We start from the raw sequence: 17068 nt of genomic DNA on the forward strand, positions 1-17068 counted from the left end.
CGAGGCCCACCGTGGGTGGCGCAGAAAAAATTCGCGCCGGATTAGTAGACTGTGGCTTTGTGTCTAAGCAGAACAAACGCCAGGTAAATAAACAGCAGCGAGATAAGTCGGCAGCGCCCGCGCCGGCACCGGAGAGTGCCCCGCAGTCGGTGCTGATAGGCGCTGGTATTGCCACGGTGCAATCCATCGCGGTTATTTGTTTTGGCATTTTCCTCATTGTGCGCGAAGCGGTGGGTGCGGAAAATGACTCGATGGTCTCTGATTCCGGATCAGGAAGCTTTGTAGGGCTTGGCACCGCCATCTTTATCTTCATTGTCTTTGGCTTTGTCATCGCGGGCGCCTGGGCCATGGTGAAGGGAAAGCGATGGGGAAGAGGTGCCGTGGTCCTCGTAGAGCTCATCCTGGGTGCGAGTGCGTTTCAAATGTATAGCGGTGGATCCCCGGTGCTGGGAACTATCACACTGCTAAGCGCGGTCGCGGTGCTTTATCTCTTGATGTTTAGGCGCGAGTCCTCAGAGTGGGCCGCCTCGAATTTCTAAGGGCCACTCGCGCGGGAACCGCGAGTGGCACTCGCTTAGTCGCTGCTGAGGCCAACGACGGTATCGCCGCGGGTTTCTACAATGGTCTCGCCCGCCAACGTGAGGTGGACAGGACCGCGGTAGCCTCCGCGGTCGACGGCTATCTCGCGCAGTACCTCGCCGGTAGACCAGTCCACCACGGCTATACCCTTTTCGGTGGGCATTAGCATGCGCCCAGCCACTGAAATCGGGGTGCCGATGGCACCGTCAATGACGTGATCGACGTGCAAATCACTGGGGGTTAGAAGGTAGAGGCGCTGCCCATCAAACCACGTCATGTGGTGCGGGAGATCCGCTACGGCTGGGGCAAAAGGACTTGTGCCGGAATCGATGGCGGCAGAAGGCTTTACGGGGGTAGAAGAAAGCTTGTCGCCCTGGTTGTTATAGGACTCAATGCGGGGTTCTGGGCCGGGGATATAGACCGCGGCGGCGTCTTGGCCCACCGCGATAAGCCGCGCCCCATCGCGTTCGAGGGAGACATCGGCGTCCATTTCTGGTTCCCGGGAGTCCTCCGGGGTGGTGTTTTGAAACCTTAACCACGTGGTGTGAGGTTCCTCCGGGCATGATTCCGTCAGCGCGAGGTTCTCGGTACGCGTGAGCGCCGAAGAAATGGCGCATTCCTCGTGCGGTTGCTTCTGCGCCTCCTGCTTGGCCTCCACGTCGCCGTATTCCACGGTGCGCACGAGATCTGAGCGCCATAGGTCGATTCGCCCGGCAGATACGGTACCTACCCGGTCATTGGATCGCACGGGGATAACGTCCGGGGAATTGATGGCACTGCGGGTGGAGTCATATTCACCCGTCGCGGCGTTGATGGCCACCGTATCCCCGCAGCCCACGCCCGTGCGATAGGTGGCAACCACCTTGCCCCAAGCAGTCGATAGCGAGCAGAGTTCGGCATCGCTGCGGGTATAGGTCCAGGCCGTGGAGCCGTCGGCATTGGTGGCAGTGAGCACATCGCCATCGTGGCTAATGCTCAACCCGTGGGCGGAAATGGCGCGGTATTGGCCGGGTACGGGCTGGTTGGGCAGGCTGTAGGCGGCGGTGAGGGAGGAGGGGACATCGGCAAGCACGGCGGCATCGCTTTCCCCAGGAACGGCCTCTTGGTGCAGGTCAGCCTGGTGGATATTGGCCGTGGCGACCGCGCCGCCCACCGCGATGGCGCAGATAGCGCCGATGACGCCGGTGGCCTTCCAATCCGCCGCGGTAGCCCGCAAGATGGGGGCCTTAGTCATCGGCGCCCTCCTCGGGGCGTGCCCTTGCTGCGCCGAGACCCGTCCCGGGACCGCGATTGGGCTTGTCCCGCAGACCGCTTATGCGCCGGAAGTTGGCCAATCACGCTGGTGGCCGGCCCCACCTTTTCCTGCACGCCAGCGGGGATGGACAGCGCCTGGGCAAGCTCCGGGGAGGTGGAAAACCACTGCGACGGCGTGGCCGTATCTAGGCCTAGTTCATCGTTGATGACCTGCCATTTGGCCAGCTCATCGTAGCCCACCAGGGTGACGGCGGTGCCGGTGTGCCCTGCGCGGCCGGTGCGCCCGATGCGGTGGATAAAGGTCATGGGATCATCGGGAACCTGGTAGTTGATGACGTGGGTGACATCGTCGACGTCGATGCCGCGCGCCGCGATATCGGTGGCGACGAGGATGTCCACCTCGCCCGAGCGGAAGGCCTGCAGGGACTTCTCCCGGGACTTTTGGCCCAAGTCACCGTGCACGGCGCCGACGCGGAAGCCGCGCTCAGCAAGGTCATCGGCCAATTGCGCGGCCGAGCGTTTGGTGCGGGTAAAGATGATGGTGCGACCCCGGCCCTGGGCCTGCAGGATATGCGCGATGACCGGCACCTTATCCATGCGGTGGGCCTGGAAGGTGACCTTGCGGGTGGTTTCGTGCGTGACCTCATCCGCATCCGATTCGGCCCGGATGTGTACGGGCTTATTCATGAACTGGCGCGATAGGTTCAAGATGGCGCCGGGCATGGTGGCAGAAAACAGCATTGTTTGGTGCGCGTTGCCATCGAGCGCTTCCAAAATGGCCTCTATGGAGGGTAAAAAGCCTAGGTCCAGCATCTCATCGGCCTCATCGAGCACCACGATGGCGACGTGGCGCAGGACCAGATCGCCGCGCTCGTGCAGATCGAGCAGGCGGCCTGGCGTGCCGATGACCACATCGACGCCGCGCTGGAGAAGCTTAATTTGCTCCTCATAGGGGCGCCCGCCGTAGATGGAGGCGAGGCGGACCGGCAGGTGCGCAGCCGCGTCCTGCAAATCCGCGGTGACCTGCTGCGCTAGCTCGCGGGTGGGAACGACGATGAGCGCCCGAGGTGTCCCATCCAGCGGGGCAATATCCGCGTCATCAAAAACGCGATCGAGCAGCGGCACGCCAAAGCCAAAGGTCTTGCCCATGCCGGTGCGCGCCTGGCCAATAAGGTCTTGGCCTTTAAGCGCAATGGGCAGGGTTAATTCCTGGATTGCAAAGGTTCGCGCGATGCCACGGTCAGCGAGCCCATCGCAGATTTCGGCGGCGACGCCGAGTTCCGCGAAGGTCGGTGGCTGGGTTTTTATGACAGACACACCTTGATAGTAGCCGGGATGGTTATAGTGGGGCCATTGGCATGTAAAACTCTCGTTAAAGGAGGATAATTTTATGGATATCAAGTTTGGTTTTGCAGATACCCCGCGCGAGCTGATCATTAGCACCAGTGGCGAGCAGGCGGAGCTGACGCAAAAGATTAATAGCGCCCTGGCGGAAAACTCCACGTTGGAGCTAGAAGATGACAAGGGCCGCAAGTACCTCGTGCGCACTGACCGCGTGGTGTACGTCGAAGTTGGTGCCGCGAAGAAGCAGTCCGTCGGTTTCGCCGGCGCCTAAGCTTGGGGCTTTTTAAAGGTTTGCTAATTCAGTTTTTGAATAGGCAACCGGGTACGCTCAATGCCTATGGAAAGTAGGCAGAATCGCAAGGCTCACCATAGCCATGGGCGAATCCCGGATCATCCGAACCCGGTGGTCCGGTTCGCCCGCCGCTACGGCTGGTGGCGTGTGGTGGCTATCCCCGTGATGGTGCTGCTTACCATCTGGGTGATTGTGGATATCGCGTCCGGCTCTTCGGCCGATGACAATGGCGATGCATCCAGCGCCGAGACCACCGCAGCCGCCACCCCTACCCACGAGGATCTCACGGGGCCTGACCCCGCAAACGCGGAGGCGGTAGAGCGCGAGATTAGTGAGATGCCCCCTGGAAGTGACTTCACCAAAAAGGGCAAGGGCACGTTCCACGGAATCGGCCGCCCCGGCGCTGTAGCGGGCGAGGGCGGCGAGAAGAAGGTGCGCTATTCCATCGAGGTAGAAGATGGGCTCAATACCGCTCCCTACGGCGGAGATGATGCCTTTGCCGCAATGGTGGAGGCAACCCTTGCGGATCCACGCGGGTGGACCGCTCGAGGTGACTTCGAATTCGAGCACGTTGCCTCCGCAGACGATCCCGATACCCGCATCCAGCTGACCTCTCTGACCACGGCCGCGGAGCGGTGTGGCGAGAAGATTGAGACGGAAACCTCCTGTCACACCATGTTTACCGGCGAATCCACCACCATCATTAATGAGGCGCGGTGGGTGCGCGGGGCCACGCCCTTTGAGGGCGATTTGGGCAATTACCGCCAGTACGTCATCAATCATGAATTGGGCCACGCCATCGGATATGCCTCCCACCAACAATGCGGCGGCGAGGGCAAATTGGCCCCGGTAATGATGCAGCAGACGCTGAGTTTGAACAACAAGGAATTGCATGACCGCAATCCCAAGGAGGTCTATCCTGATGAGGATGTGACCTGCGAGCCCAATCCGTGGCCATATCCTAATCCGGAGCAAAAGGATCCCCACCAACCCCAATAAGGAGTACTGGATGCCGCTTCCCCCAGAGCATGTTTTAAGCGCCTTCCACGCAGAAACCGGAGCGACAGGCTCGCGCCGGGCCCAAGGCGATCAGCTGGGCCCAGTATGGGATAACGGCATCAAGGTGGGCGACGTGGTCTACTCCCAGGCCGGCCCCTTCGCTGCGTGGTCTGCCAAGGTGCGCGAAAAACTCAGCGTGCCGGGCGCGCGGGTATCGCGGCCGGTACTAGCGAGCGACGGCCGCCACACCGCCGCCGGGTGGAAGGCGACGCAGTTCCTTCCCGGCGAGGTCACCGGGCGCATCGATGAAGCAGCGCAGACGGCTTTGCGCTTGGACGATGCCATGGCCAATGCACCTGCGCCGCCGGGTGCGCACCGCGATGATGCCTTTGCCCGCGCGGAGCGCACCGCCTGGGCGGAGACGGGGGAGGCCTACGATAAGGCCGCGCTTGCCGATGTCCCCTTGATCACCGCCCATACCGCCCTGCTGACCACCACGGTCTTTTATGGCGCGCACCCACCAGGAATCGTGGATCTCGTGCCGAGCCAATCCGCGCGCCCAGCCGGGTGGAGCGCAGCGCTTGTGATCGTGGATGGTCTGATCGCACAAGTGGTAGATGATGATATCTGCCAGCGGTTTGGCCATGTGCCAGGCATGCAGGAGCTTTTGCTGCGAGCGGTGTCCTATCGTCGGCACATTAATGATCTTAACCCGCGCTCGCGCTCGAATGTGCGTTCCAATATTGAGCGGGTGGAACAGTTTCTCGTGTCTAGGGCATCTGCAATACTGGGGCGGTGACTTACGATCCCCATTCCACCGCCCGCGCGGGAGTGGTCCTACCGCCGTCGCCCGAGGTACGACTCATCGCCCGCACCACGTCCGCACACGCCCGATCCTGGCCCGTTGAGCTGCCGGAAACCGGTACCTGGAAGGTAACCGGCACCGCCGGAACCGGCGTATCCAGTTTTCTTATCGATACCGTCATTCATGCTCTCGACCGCGCCCAGGAGACGGGGGCAGACCCTTCCGGCATCCTCGTGGTTGCCGCCTCTAAGGAGTCCGGTGCTCGATTGCGCCGCGAGCTTTCTGAGCGCCTCGAAGATTATGCGGCGCAGTCCTCCATGGTTCGCTCCATCCACTCCCTGGCTTTTGCCCTCCTGCGCAGCGCTAGCGATGAGGAATTGCGCCTTATCACCGGCGCGGAACAGGACGCCGTTATCCGTGAATTGCTCGAAGGCCACGCGGAGTCCGGCCACGGCGACTGGCCGGAGGAAGTCCGACCCGCCCTAGAGTACGTAGGCTTTGCCCGCCAATTGCGCGATTTTCTTTTGCGCTCCATCGAACGAGGACTAAGCCCCGCGGATTTGGAGAACCTCGGAGCCAAGTACGGCCGCAGTATGTGGGTTGCCGCCGGTACGTTCCTGCGCGAATACGAACGCGTCCAAGCCCTATCCGGGGCGCACTCCTATTCCGCGGCCGAGCTAGTCAACCAGGTCCTGCTGCGCCCAGAACTTACGAGTTCGCACCCGTGGCACACCATCGTGGTCGATGATGCCCAGCTATTGGATCCCACTGCGGGCGAGCTCATTTCTCGCTTGGCCCCCGATGCACAATTGCTGGTCATCGGCGGCGATGCGGACCAATCCGTCTTTGCCTTCCGCGGTGCGAATTCGCAGTTCCTTGAGGAATTTCCCGCGGAACACTCCGTGGAGCTTTCGCAGCCGCATCGCAGCGGATCCCCAGCCTGCGTTTCCATCGTGGATTCTGAGGGCCGCCTGCGCGATGTGGTGGCCGATACCGTGCGCCGCCGCCATTTGGACGATGGCGTGCAGTGGCGCGATATCGCCGTCATCGTGCGCTCAACGGCGGATATTGGCCAGATGCGCCGCACCTTGCTGGCGGCCGGGGTGCCGGTGCATATCAGCCCAACCGACGTCATTTTGGCTGAGCAGCGCCTAGTATCTGCCATGCTCCTTGCCTTGCGCGCCTTGGAAGAAGACCTCAGCAATGCGGAGCTTGAGGAATTGCTGACCGGGCCTGTGGGCGGGGCGGATCCCGTCACCCTGCGCCGCCTGATTCGCGGTCTGCGCCGGTGGGCGCCCGATACGCGCGGCATGGATAGCCTGCGCGAGCTCTTGCAGGGCGAGCTGCCGGACTTCAATGGCCAGCTCACAGAGCGCGAGTTTTCCATCCTGGAGCGCGTGCGCGCGGTACTCGCCGCGGGCCGGCAGGCCATACAAGCCCAAGCCTCTGTGGAAGAGATTCTGTGGGAGGTATGGAGTGCTACCGAGCTGGATATGCGCCTGCAGGCATCCGCCTTGCGCGGCGGCGCCACCGGCTCGCAGGCGGACCGCGATCTTGATGCCATGATGGCGCTCTTTGACGCCGCCGGTGATTACTCCGAGCGCCGCCCTGGATCCTCACTGCAGTCCTTTTTAACCCATATCACCGAACAAGAACTGCCCACCGGCGTGCGCGACCGCCGCACCGCCATCCCACAGGCCGTGGAGATCATCACCGCCCACGGCGCCGTCGGCCGCGAATGGGATACCGTCATCGTCGCCGGAGCCCAAGAAGGCGCGTGGCCCTCGCTGGGGGAGACCGGTTCCATTTTTGGCCAAGAAGATCTCATCGATCTCCTGGACCGCGATATTGAGCCTGATACCCCTGTTAGCCACATTGCCTCCCGTCTGGCCGAGGAGCGTCGGCTCTTCCACGTCGCCACCACGCGCCACCGGAACCGGTTGCTCATCGCCGCGGTGGAAAACCCCAACGAGGATGCCTTTGCAGAGCCCTCCCGTTTCATCGCGGAATTTACCGGGCGCGGGGTCGATGTGCCCGGCACAATGGCGCGCCGGGAGGCCAGCCGCGCCTTGCGCGCCACCCAATTTCCCCGCGAGCTGGGCTTAGATGTTCCTGAGCCGGCACCGGTGTCCCTGCGCGATGGGCTCGAGGTCGATCCCCTCGATATATCGGTGCTTTCCGTCCCTTCCTTTGTGGCGCAATTGCGCCGCGTGGTCACGAACCCAGATTCCGGCGAGGCGGATCGACGTCAGGCGGCCCGGCAGCTGGCGCGCTTAGCGCAGGCGGGAATCCCAGGCGCCCATCCAGACCAGTGGTTCTCCGCGCGCTCTGTGGCCTCGCATACGCAGCTGCGCGGTAGCAAGAGCCTATCGCCATCCCGGGTCGAAGCCCTGCTTAACTGCCCGCTCAAGGCGATCGTGGGAAACTTGGCCGAAGATCCCAGCGGCGCCGAGCACCTTTTGCGCGGCACCATGGCACACGCCTTCTTGGAGGCCATCGGCCGCGGCATGGATGCAGAAAAGGCGCGCCTGCTCGTCATGGAGGCCTATGAGCTCATCCTGGACGTTCCACAGTGGCAGCTACAGAGCAAGCTGGAAGAGTTTTCTCGCCTGCTGGAACGCACGCAGCAATGGGCACAGCAATCCGAGGTGAAAAACGAGCTCGCCGGGGTAGAAGTACCCGTCTACGTCGAGGTCACCCCGGATATCCGGGTGGGCGGCTTCATGGACCGCTTGATGCAGGATGGAGACGGAAACTACTTGGTCGTGGATCTCAAGACCGGTAAATCTGCAGCGACGCAGGCAGAGGCGGAAGAAAACCGCCAGCTAATGACCTACCAATTGGCCTTGTCCCGGGGAAGCTTTGACGGGCAGCGCGTGCGCGATGGCGAAGGGATGCCGCGCGCAGGCGGGGTGCTTGTCTATCCCGGAAAAGATTCCAGCAAAATCACCACGCGCACACAAAGCCAGCTCACCGCGGAGGCGCTGGAAGAATTTTCCGCACTTTTGCCACCACTGGCAGCGGAACTGCGTGGTCCGCAACTTACCGCGCGCACCAATAAAGATTGCGATAAGTGCCCCATTCGTATCATCTGCCCAGTGCAGGAGGAAGGAAAGATGACCATCCATGCCTAAGCAGAATTTTTCCCCGGAACAAATAGCGAAAGCACTGGGCAAGGACTACCCACCCACCGAGGAACAAGCCCACGTCATCGAGAGTCCTTTTGGCCCCAAGCTCGTGGTGGCCGGCGCGGGTGCCGGTAAGACGGAAACCATGGCCTCCCGCGTGGTCTATTTGGTGGCCAATGGCTACGTGCGCCCTGAAGAGGTATTGGGGCTAACCTTTACGCGCAAGGCGGCCCAGCAACTAGAACAGCGCATTCGCCGCCAGCTCATTCAGCTGCGCGATTCCGGCCTCATCGTCCCCGGTAGCCCCGCCGCCGAGGCGCTTAACAATATCGCGCCCACCGTGGCCACCTATGACTCTTATGCCGGCGAGCTCGTGCGCGAATACGGCCTCCTGGTCCCAGTAGAGCCCTCGGCGCGCATCATCACGGAGGCAGAGCGCTTCGCCATTGCCTATGACGTGGTGAAAAACTACGGTGGCAAATTATCGGATGAAAAGACCTTGGGCTCCATTACGGAAACCCTGCTCAAGATCACTTCCGATATGGACAATTCCTTGAAAGATCCGGATGATATCGCCGAGTTCGCACGGGATTTCCGCGCTGATATTGACAACCTGGAAAAGGCGCCGAGGACGAAGGGCGAGTATTCCAAGGACCTGCAGAAGTACATCAATGTCCAGGATCTGCGCGTGCAGTACGTGCCATTGATCGAGGAACTCAAGCGCGCCCAGGCAGAGCAGCAGGTCATCACCTTTGGTGAGCAGATGTCTGTGGCAGCGCGCCTCGCGCAAGAGCACCCGGCGGTGGGCAAGCAACAGGCGCAGCGTTACCGCGTGATCATGCTGGATGAATATCAAGATACGTCTTATGCTCAGCGTGTACTCCTGCGCAGCCTCTTTGGTGGGGAGCACAAGGACATTTCCGTGACCGCGGTCGGCGATCCCATGCAGGCTATCTATGGCTGGCGCGGGGCTACCTCAGAAAACCTCACCGCATTCGTGGAGGATTTCCCGCAGGCAGATGGCACCCCTGCTCCCAAGGATCAGCTGACTACCTCGTGGCGCAACCCGTCGGGTGCCTTAGAGCTGGCCAACTCGGTAGCAGCCGGGGTCTTTGGGGGCGGCCCGCGGCCCGTCGATGAGCTGCATGCGGCCCCGCACAAGGGCGAGGGCGAGATTGAGCTCGGCTATTTCGCCAGCGAAGATGAGGAACATGATTATATTGCGCAGAAATTAAGGCAGCAGTGGGATGCGCGCGAGGGCGATGGCTTTCGCGCAGCGGTGCTGGTGCGTACCAACCGGCAAACCGCGGCCATTGCAGCAGCCTTGGACGCCGTCGATGTCCCCAATGAAATCAATGGTCTGGGTGGACTGCTATGGCAACCGGAAATCCAGGACCTTGTAGCGCTGGCGACCATGCTGGTGCGGCCGGAAGACGCGCAAGCCGCCCTCCGCATTTTCGCCGGGCCCATTTGCGGGCTGGGCATGGGCGATATCCAAGCCCTTGCCGCGCGGCAAAAGAACTTGGCGGGAGCAAAACAAGAGCGCCTGCAGTGGGAAGAGGGCATGGATCCTGAGGAGTATCTGCGCGCCCAATTAGCGCAGCTTACGGCTGAGGGCCCTGATCAGACGGTGGGGCTTGCCGATGCCCTGGCGGACCTCGGCGAGCGCGATCGCTATACCCCGCAGGGCTTGGCGCGCATGGAAGAGGTATCTGCCAAGCTGCGCTACCTGCGCACTTATTCGCTGTCTAAGCCTTTAAGCGATCTCTTTGCGGATATTGAGGCCATCTTCAATATCCGCACCGAGGTCCTTGCCCGCGGCAGCGCCGGGGGAGCCACCCACCTGGATAAATTCGCCGATATCGTCGCGGGATTCCACGGAGACTCCTTGTATGCGCTCTTAGATTATTTGGAGCTCGCTCGCGAGCATGAAGATGGCCTCGGGCTTGGGGAGGTGCCCGCCTCCACGGATCGCGTACAGATTATGACCGTGCATAAGGCCAAGGGCTTGGAGTGGGAGCACGTCTATGTCGTGCACGCTGACTCTTCAAGCTATAAGGCCCAAGCAGAGACCTTTTTGTCCAAGATCGAGAAGGTACCCGGTGACAATGACTACATCGAGGTCTCACCCGATGCGGTCACCCGTTCCGAATTTGAAAAGGCCTGCAAGGCATTCTTGGATGATGACCGCGCGCATAATGCGGAGGAAGCAGCACGCCTGTTTTATGTGGCCTTGACCAGAACCGAGTCCACGTTGACCGTTACCGGCTCCGGCACGAATAACCGGACGGGCAAGGCCAAGAAGGGCCCGTATGAGTACCTCGAAAGGCTAAAAGAATCCTTCCCCCAGTACGTGGGGGAGTGGACGGTGCCCGAAGAGCCGGTGGATACCGCGGCTCATGGGGCAGAAAGCGGGCTCTTCCCAGCCCTCGAAGCGGATCCGGATTCCCTGGCCGGCGCGGATGCGGTCCTGGCCGCCATGGAGGACCTTCCTGAGCTGAGCCACGGCGAGACCTTCGAGTTGTGGGAACAGGATGCGGGCGCGCTCATTGAGGAATACAAGTCCCTGCAACAACCGGTTGTGGATGTGGAACTTCCCAGTGAACTTACCGCTTCTGACATGGTGGCCTTGGGCAGCGATCCGCTACAGTTTGCGCGCCGGCAACGCCGCCCGGTGCCGTTTAAGCCCAATTCCTATGCCAAGCGAGGCACCGCCTTCCACGCGTGGTTGGAAGAGCGCTTTGGCAGCCCCGCGCTGCTAGGGGAAGAGGAATTGCCGGGCATCGATGAGCCAGAGGATTTCGATCTGGAAGAGCTCAAGGAATCCTTCCTGAATTCCGAATGGGCGCAGCGCCAGCCGGACTTTGTGGAGGCGCCGTTTGAAATCACCATCGGCAGTGCGGTGGTGCGCGGGCGAATGGATGCCGTCTTCCGCTTGGCAGATGGCACCTGGATGGTGGTGGATTGGAAGACCGGGCGGCCGCCGAAGGGCGCGGCCATGGACGCGGCGAAGATTCAGTTGGCGGTTTATGCCGAAGCCTGGCGGCGCATCCACGGCGGCGATAAAATCCGCGCCGCTTTCCATTACGTTCACGATGGTTATACTTTTGAGCCAGATACTTTAGCCCAAGGTGAGGAGCTGCGTAGCCTGCTTGAATCGTCAGTAGCAGGCCACTAGGGCTAAGGTATGGGGACGGAATGCGGACGATGAATGGATAATTGCGTCCCCGTATAACCGGCGGAATCAAAAATCGATCCAGAAAAGAAGGCTGGGCCAGTGGCCAAAAAACATGCGAAGGTGTTCAAAGGGCGTATTAAACAGCGCTTTTTGCCGCAGGTCGAGTTGTCCTCGCAACCTGATCACGCGCTCCTTGATGTCATCACTGTGCCCAAGGATCAAAATGCCAGCCCGTGGCGCCAGTTGGCTAAACGCGCGCTGTGGGCATTCGGCATCCTCATCTTTGTCACCGTCGTGGTGTACTTAGACGGCGGGGGCTATAGCGAGGACATGTCGCTTTTGGATTCCTCCTACTATGCCGCCGTCACGCTGACCACCGTGGGGTATGGCGATATCGTTCCGGTCACGGAGCAATCGCGGTTTATCAACCTCGTACTTATTACCCCAGCCCGCCTCATCTTCCTTGTGCTGTTGGTTGGTGCGACGCTCTCCGTGCTCACGGACAAGGCCCGCCGCACCTTTGAAATCCAGAACTGGAGAAAGCAATTGCGTAACCACACCGTCGTTATCGGCTATGGAACGAAGGGTGCCGGGGCGGTCGCCGCGCTCTTGGCAGACGACGTGCCCACCTCCCAAATCGTGGTCATCGATAATAACCGCGCCTCGCTGGCGCATGCGGAACACCACGGGCTGGTCACCATCTTTGGCTCGGGCACCAAACAGGACGTGCTCAAGATCGCCGGGGTGGAGCACGCAACCTCCGTGGTGGTCACCCCATCCTCGGACGATACCGCGGTGCTGTGCTGCCTGTCCGTGCGCGAGCTCGCCCCTAAGGCCAAGATCGTGGCCTCGGTGCGCGAGTCCGAAAACCGCCACCTGCTGCGCCAATCCGGTGCCGATTCCGTGGTTACCTCTGCAGAGACCGCCGGCCGCCTGCTGGGGCTTGCCACCGTGACCCCCACCGTGGTGGAAATGATGGAAGACCTGCTTTCTCCCAACGAGGGCTTTTCGGTATCAGAGCGCGCCGTGCGCGAATTCGAGGTCGGGTCCAACCCACGCCACCTGGCGGATATCGTGCTCGCGGTGTTGCGCAATAACGAGCTCCACCGCGTCGATACTGCTGATGCCTCCGCACTGAAACCGGGCGACCGCCTGTTGTATATCAAGCATGACTTGGAACAACCCGTGGAAGTGCAAGATGAGGACGAGGAGGATTAATTGTATTTGCCCGTAACGCACACGGGTCTAGTGCCTGCCACCGCGAGCGGGGACGCCGCGTTGGTGGAGCAATTGCCGGAGGGCGTGGGGACACCGGAGATGGTGGACATCGGCACGCTGCACGTTTTTGCCTGCCCGGAAGCAATTGCGCGGGGCATGGGGCAGCTACAACCTGCGACCTTTTTCGCCGATGATTCCCTCGTCATGCAGGCCATTGCCTTGATTCGCAACCGGCTGGAGCAGCGCTTCGATCCGCGCACGGGCCACCCGTTGGATTATCCCACGCCGGGTATTATTGGCCGCGATCCGCAGGATTCGCGCCGCATGGTATTTCCGCGCCTAGACCCGGCGGTTATCGGGCTCATTGAGCTCAAGGGCGAGGAGAAGATTTTGCTGGCGCGCAATCGCGGGCGCAATGGCTTCTTTTCCTTTATCGCCGGATACGTGGAACCGGGCGAGACCATTGAGGCCGCCTTTGCCCGCGAAACCATGGAGGAAACCGGGCGCCGCATTGACAATCTTCGCTACTGGGGCTCCCAGCCGTGGCCGCCGAGTGGCTCGCTTATGCTGGGCTTTCACGCAGAGACATCGGATGTCCAGGCCACCTGCCATACTGATGGGGAACTGGAAGAAATTCGTTGGGTGACCCGCGCCGAGCTGCCTGAGCTCCCGTTGGCCACCGCGGGTTCTATCGCACACACGATGATTATGGAGTGGTATCACGGTGAATAAGCCGGATTTATCCCTGCTGGATGAGGATCAACGCCGCGCGGCCACCGCCCCACGCGGGCCGGTGTGCATTTTGGCGGGCGCGGGCACCGGTAAGACGCGCACCATTACCTATCGCATCGCCAACATGGTGGATCAAGGGTTCGTAAACCCCCAGCGCGTTTTGGCCGTGACCTTTACCGCGCGTGCGGCAGGAGAAATGCGGGATCGCCTGCGCATGATGGGCGTGGCTGGCGTGCAGGCCCAGACCTTTCACGCGGCCGCGCGGCGCCAGCTGAAGTATTTCTGGCCGCAGGTCGCAGGCGATCTGCCGTGGACTCTATTGGATAATAAATTCCCGCTCGTAGCCCGCGCGGTGCGCTCGGTGGGGCTGGATAATTCCAAAGACATGATCCGCGACGTGCTGGCAGAAATCGAATGGGCAAAATCCGCGCTGGTCAGCGCGGAGGATTATGAGAGCGTCATCGCGGAAACGGATCGCACCGCTCCAGCCGATGCCGCTAAGGTAGCCGAGGCCTTCCGGCGCTACGAGAAGGCCAAGGCTACGCCGGATATGATGCATTTGGACTTCGATGATCTGCTCATGCACATCGCTGGAGCCATCGAAAATGTCCCGGCCATTGCAGAGACCTTTCGCGAGCAGTACCGCACCTTCGTCGTTGACGAGTACCAGGACGTCACGCCCCTGCAGCAGCGCGTGCTGAACGCCTGGCTGGGTGATCGCGATGATCTCACCGTGGTGGGCGATGCCAACCAGACCATCTATTCCTTCAACGGCGCCTCGCCGGAGTACCTGTTGAATTTTTCGCGCAGCTATCCGGACGGGACCATCGTCAAGCTGCAGCGCGACTATCGCTCTACGCCGCAGGTCACGGACCTGGCTAATCGGGTCATCGGCAAGGCTACGGGGCGCGCGGCGGGCACCCGCCTAGAGCTGCAGGGCATGCGCGAGCCTGGGCCGGAGCCGACGTTTAAGGCCTACGAGTCCGAGGAAAATGAGGCGCAGGAGGTGGCCGGGCAGGTGCTGACCCTGCTCAACCAGGGCGTGCCGGCCTCAGAAATTGCCATCTTGTACCGCATCAACGCCCAGTCGGAGCAATTTGAGCAGGCGCTTGCCGATGCCGGAGTGGTCTACCAAGTCCGCGGCGGTGAAGGTTTCTTCCGCCGCCCGGAGATTCTGGAGGCCATTCGCGTGCTCATTGCCGCCACGCGCCGCGATGATTTACCGGAGGACCCCGTGGCGATTGCGCGTGCCGCCTTTGTCGAGCTTGGGCTCAGCGCGACCGAACCGCAGGGCGCGCAGGCCCGCGAGCGCTGGCAATCACTGAACGCGCTGGTGGGGTTGATCGAAAAGATCGTGGAATCCACCCCGGGCATCGATCTCAATGGCGTGCTGGGCGAGCTGCGCCGCCGCTCCACTGATAAGCAAGCCCCCGCTATGGAGGGCGTTACCCTCGCTACGGTGCACGCGGCGAAGGGCTTGGAGTGGGACGCCGTCTTCCTCGTCGGGCTGAGCGAAAAGCTCATGCCCATCAACCACGCCATCAAAGCGGGCAACGAGCAGATCGAGGAAGAGCGCCGCCTGTTTTATGTAGGCATTACCCGCGCCCGCGAGCATCTAGCCCTGTCGTGGGCATTGGCGAAGACCGCCGGTTCCAGGGCCTCCCGGGAGCGCACCCGGTTTCTCGATGGCATCGCGCCAGGCGTGGAATCGGCTGCGGGAAGTGGCCGCTCCCGTCGCCCGAAACGCTGCCGCGTGTGCAGTGGGGTACTAGAGACACCGGCGGAAAAGGTCATTGGCCGGCATGAAGACTGCGAGGGCAATGGCGATGATGAGGTCTTTTCCGCCCTGCGCTCGTGGCGCGCGCAGGTCGCTCGGGAAGAAAAGGTTCCGGCATACGTTATCTTTACCGATGCCACGCTGCAGGCCATCTCGGAAGAGCTGCCGGTAGATGAAGCGGAGCTGCTGTCTATATCTGGAATTGGGCCCAATAAGTTGGAGCGCTACGGCGAGCAAATCCTAGAGGTCATTCGCTCGGTGCGGATGTAGCCAGGTTAACCTTGCCGCCGTAACACACCGGGCAGCGCGGATGGGCGATGGCCGTGCGCTGCTGGTGGCGGCCGTAGACGTCTACCTCCCATTGTTGGCCTGGGCGCGGAAATGAGGTTGGCGCGCCTGGCGGTAAGGGGCGCTTGCTTAAGCGGCGGACCACCACCTGTGCTTGGGCCGCTACAGCATCGATGACTAGTTTTTCTGGCTGCCTGCGCACGCTAGTGAGCTGGGAGGCGATGGTGGTCCACTGCGGATCCGCATCCACGCGGTATAAGTGAATGCACAGTGGGCAGGGGCCTTGCCCCTCCACGCGCAGGGGCCCGATGATGCCGCGGTTATCTAGGAGGGAGATGGGTAGCCACGTCGTTGGGGTTCCGGCAAGCGCATTGGCGCAATCGATGGGGCAATGGAGCTGGTCGATGGCAAGCACCGTAAAAAGCCCATCGAGGTCGTGGATATAGGAAAAGATATTGTCCTCATCAAGGGGGATGCGCACCGTATATCCATCTGCTGCCAAGCGGGCGCGCAACTCCAGAGCAAGCGGGGATTCGCCCAGCATGATGATGGTTTCAGGCTGCTCTGGATGTGGTGGCTGGGACCAGAGAATGCCATAGTCCAAGGCATCATCGATGAGGCTGCTGGCGGCGGCGCTATCCAAGCCGGCCGCTTCCAACCGCGCCGCCAATTCCCCGGAATCGACCGGCTGATGGGCCGTGGCAAAGGCACGGGCCACGCCCTGTGCATTGCCCGTATCCGCCACCGCCACCCGGGTGGCGTCCATTCCGAATTGCACCACGGAATTCTCGCGGCAAAATACGCCGCACCCTGGCGCCAATGTCACACGTTGAGCCGTGCCGTGTGAGCCAGTCACTGGTTCTCCCCCTCAAATCCCCTCTATCGCCCCGAATACGGCATATGTGCCGCATGTGCGTCCATTGCACCACAGGTACAATGGCCTGTCATGTCGAGCACGCAACCACCAGGACGTACCCACCCTGAGGTCAAGGTTATCCGCTCTGCGCGGCGGCGGAAGTCGGTGCAGGCGCGCATGGTGGCCGGGGTATTGGAAGTGCGCATTCCGGCTTGGATGTCCGCCCGGGAGGAAAACGAGGCGGTACAGGACATGCTCGCGCGCTTAGAGAAGAAAACCGGTGGTGGTACGAAGACCGATGCGGCGCTTCTCCAGCGCGCAGAACAGCTCAACGCGCAGTACCTGGAAGGCCGCGCGTGGATTGGGTCCATCCGGTGGGTGAGCAATCAAAATACGCGGTGGGGTAGTTGTACTACCTCCACCGCGGATATCCGGCTGAGCAACCGCCTACAGCAGGTGCCGGATTATGTATTGGATTCGGTCATCATCCATGAGCTGACCCATACCTTCATCCCGCGCCATGGGCGCGAATTCTGGCGGTGGGCCGATAGGGCGCCCCACGCCGAGCGGGCCAAGGGCTACCTTGAGGCCTACCAGCGCTGGGGCGGTTAGCGCGAG

Annotated in this window: 13 protein-coding genes; 10 read left to right on the forward strand and 3 right to left on the reverse strand. The window is 61.6% G+C overall.

Annotated elements, in window-relative coordinates; translation table 11 throughout:
- Positions 1–59: 59 nt before the first annotated feature.
- A complete protein-coding gene (locus ACLI1Q_RS03335) occupies positions 60–539 on the forward strand; it encodes a hypothetical protein (protein ID WP_239269421.1) in 480 nt (159 codons plus the stop codon).
- A gap of 35 nt (positions 540–574) precedes the next feature.
- Here the strand turns inward: ACLI1Q_RS03335 and ACLI1Q_RS03340 are convergent, their stop codons facing one another.
- Together ACLI1Q_RS03340 and ACLI1Q_RS03345 are read right to left on the reverse strand one after the other, a co-directional pair.
- On the reverse strand, positions 575–1813 hold the full coding sequence (locus ACLI1Q_RS03340; RefSeq protein WP_239269422.1) for a hypothetical protein: 1239 nt from the start codon (positions 1811–1813) through the stop codon (positions 575–577).
- Complete coding sequence (locus ACLI1Q_RS03345; RefSeq protein WP_239269423.1) at positions 1810–3150, reverse strand: DEAD/DEAH box helicase; 1341 nt, start codon at positions 3148–3150, stop codon at positions 1810–1812. The genes ACLI1Q_RS03340 and ACLI1Q_RS03345 overlap by 4 nt, the downstream gene beginning before the upstream one ends.
- Before the next feature lie 73 nt (positions 3151–3223).
- Between ACLI1Q_RS03345 and ACLI1Q_RS03350 the strand changes: the two genes are divergently transcribed.
- The 8 genes from ACLI1Q_RS03350 (at position 3224) to ACLI1Q_RS03385 (ending at position 15576) form a co-directional block, all read left to right on the forward strand.
- Positions 3224–3448, forward strand: coding sequence for a DUF3107 domain-containing protein (locus tag ACLI1Q_RS03350; RefSeq protein ID WP_239269424.1), 225 nt, complete (start codon positions 3224–3226; stop codon positions 3446–3448).
- Positions 3449–3514: 66 nt separating this feature from the next.
- A complete protein-coding gene (locus ACLI1Q_RS03355; protein ID WP_239269425.1) occupies positions 3515–4468 on the forward strand; it encodes a DUF3152 domain-containing protein in 954 nt (317 codons plus the stop codon).
- 10 nt (positions 4469–4478) lie between these two features.
- On the forward strand, positions 4479–5267 hold the full coding sequence (locus tag ACLI1Q_RS03360) for a hypothetical protein (protein ID WP_239269426.1): 789 nt from the start codon (positions 4479–4481) through the stop codon (positions 5265–5267).
- 32 nt (positions 5268–5299) lie between these two features.
- Complete coding sequence (locus ACLI1Q_RS03365; protein ID WP_284849720.1) at positions 5300–8407, forward strand: ATP-dependent helicase; 3108 nt, start codon at positions 5300–5302, stop codon at positions 8405–8407.
- Positions 8400–11579: an ATP-dependent helicase gene (locus tag ACLI1Q_RS03370; RefSeq protein ID WP_239269427.1), complete on the forward strand. Its 3180-nt coding sequence runs from the start codon at positions 8400–8402 to the stop codon at positions 11577–11579. Before ACLI1Q_RS03365 ends, ACLI1Q_RS03370 begins: the two co-directional genes overlap by 8 nt.
- Positions 11580–11678: 99 nt before the next feature.
- Positions 11679–12797 carry a potassium channel family protein gene (locus ACLI1Q_RS03375; RefSeq protein ID WP_239269428.1) on the forward strand — a complete coding sequence of 373 codons (1119 nt, stop codon included), beginning with the start codon at positions 11679–11681 and terminating at the stop codon, positions 12795–12797.
- Positions 12798–13529 (forward strand): NAD(+) diphosphatase, encoded by a 732-nt coding sequence (locus tag ACLI1Q_RS03380; protein WP_239269429.1) that lies wholly within the window; start codon positions 12798–12800, stop codon positions 13527–13529.
- Positions 13522–15576, forward strand: coding sequence for an ATP-dependent DNA helicase UvrD2 (locus ACLI1Q_RS03385; RefSeq protein ID WP_284849711.1), 2055 nt, complete (start codon positions 13522–13524; stop codon positions 15574–15576). The genes ACLI1Q_RS03380 and ACLI1Q_RS03385 overlap by 8 nt, the downstream gene beginning before the upstream one ends.
- Here the strand turns inward: ACLI1Q_RS03385 and ACLI1Q_RS03390 are convergent.
- On the reverse strand, positions 15554–16450 hold the full coding sequence (locus ACLI1Q_RS03390; protein WP_284849710.1) for a hypothetical protein: 897 nt from the start codon (positions 16448–16450) through the stop codon (positions 15554–15556). The two genes, ACLI1Q_RS03385 and ACLI1Q_RS03390, sit on opposite strands and share 23 nt — an antisense overlap.
- 90 nt (positions 16451–16540) lie before the next feature.
- Between ACLI1Q_RS03390 and ACLI1Q_RS03395 the strand changes: the two genes are divergently transcribed.
- Positions 16541–17062, forward strand: a complete 522-nt coding sequence (locus tag ACLI1Q_RS03395; protein WP_239269432.1) for a M48 family metallopeptidase — start codon at positions 16541–16543, stop codon at positions 17060–17062.
- Positions 17063–17068 lie beyond the last annotated feature (6 nt).

This window comes from Corynebacterium limaceinasi, from assembly GCF_046717465.1.
Classification (GTDB): Bacteria; Actinomycetota; Actinomycetes; order Mycobacteriales; family Mycobacteriaceae; genus Corynebacterium.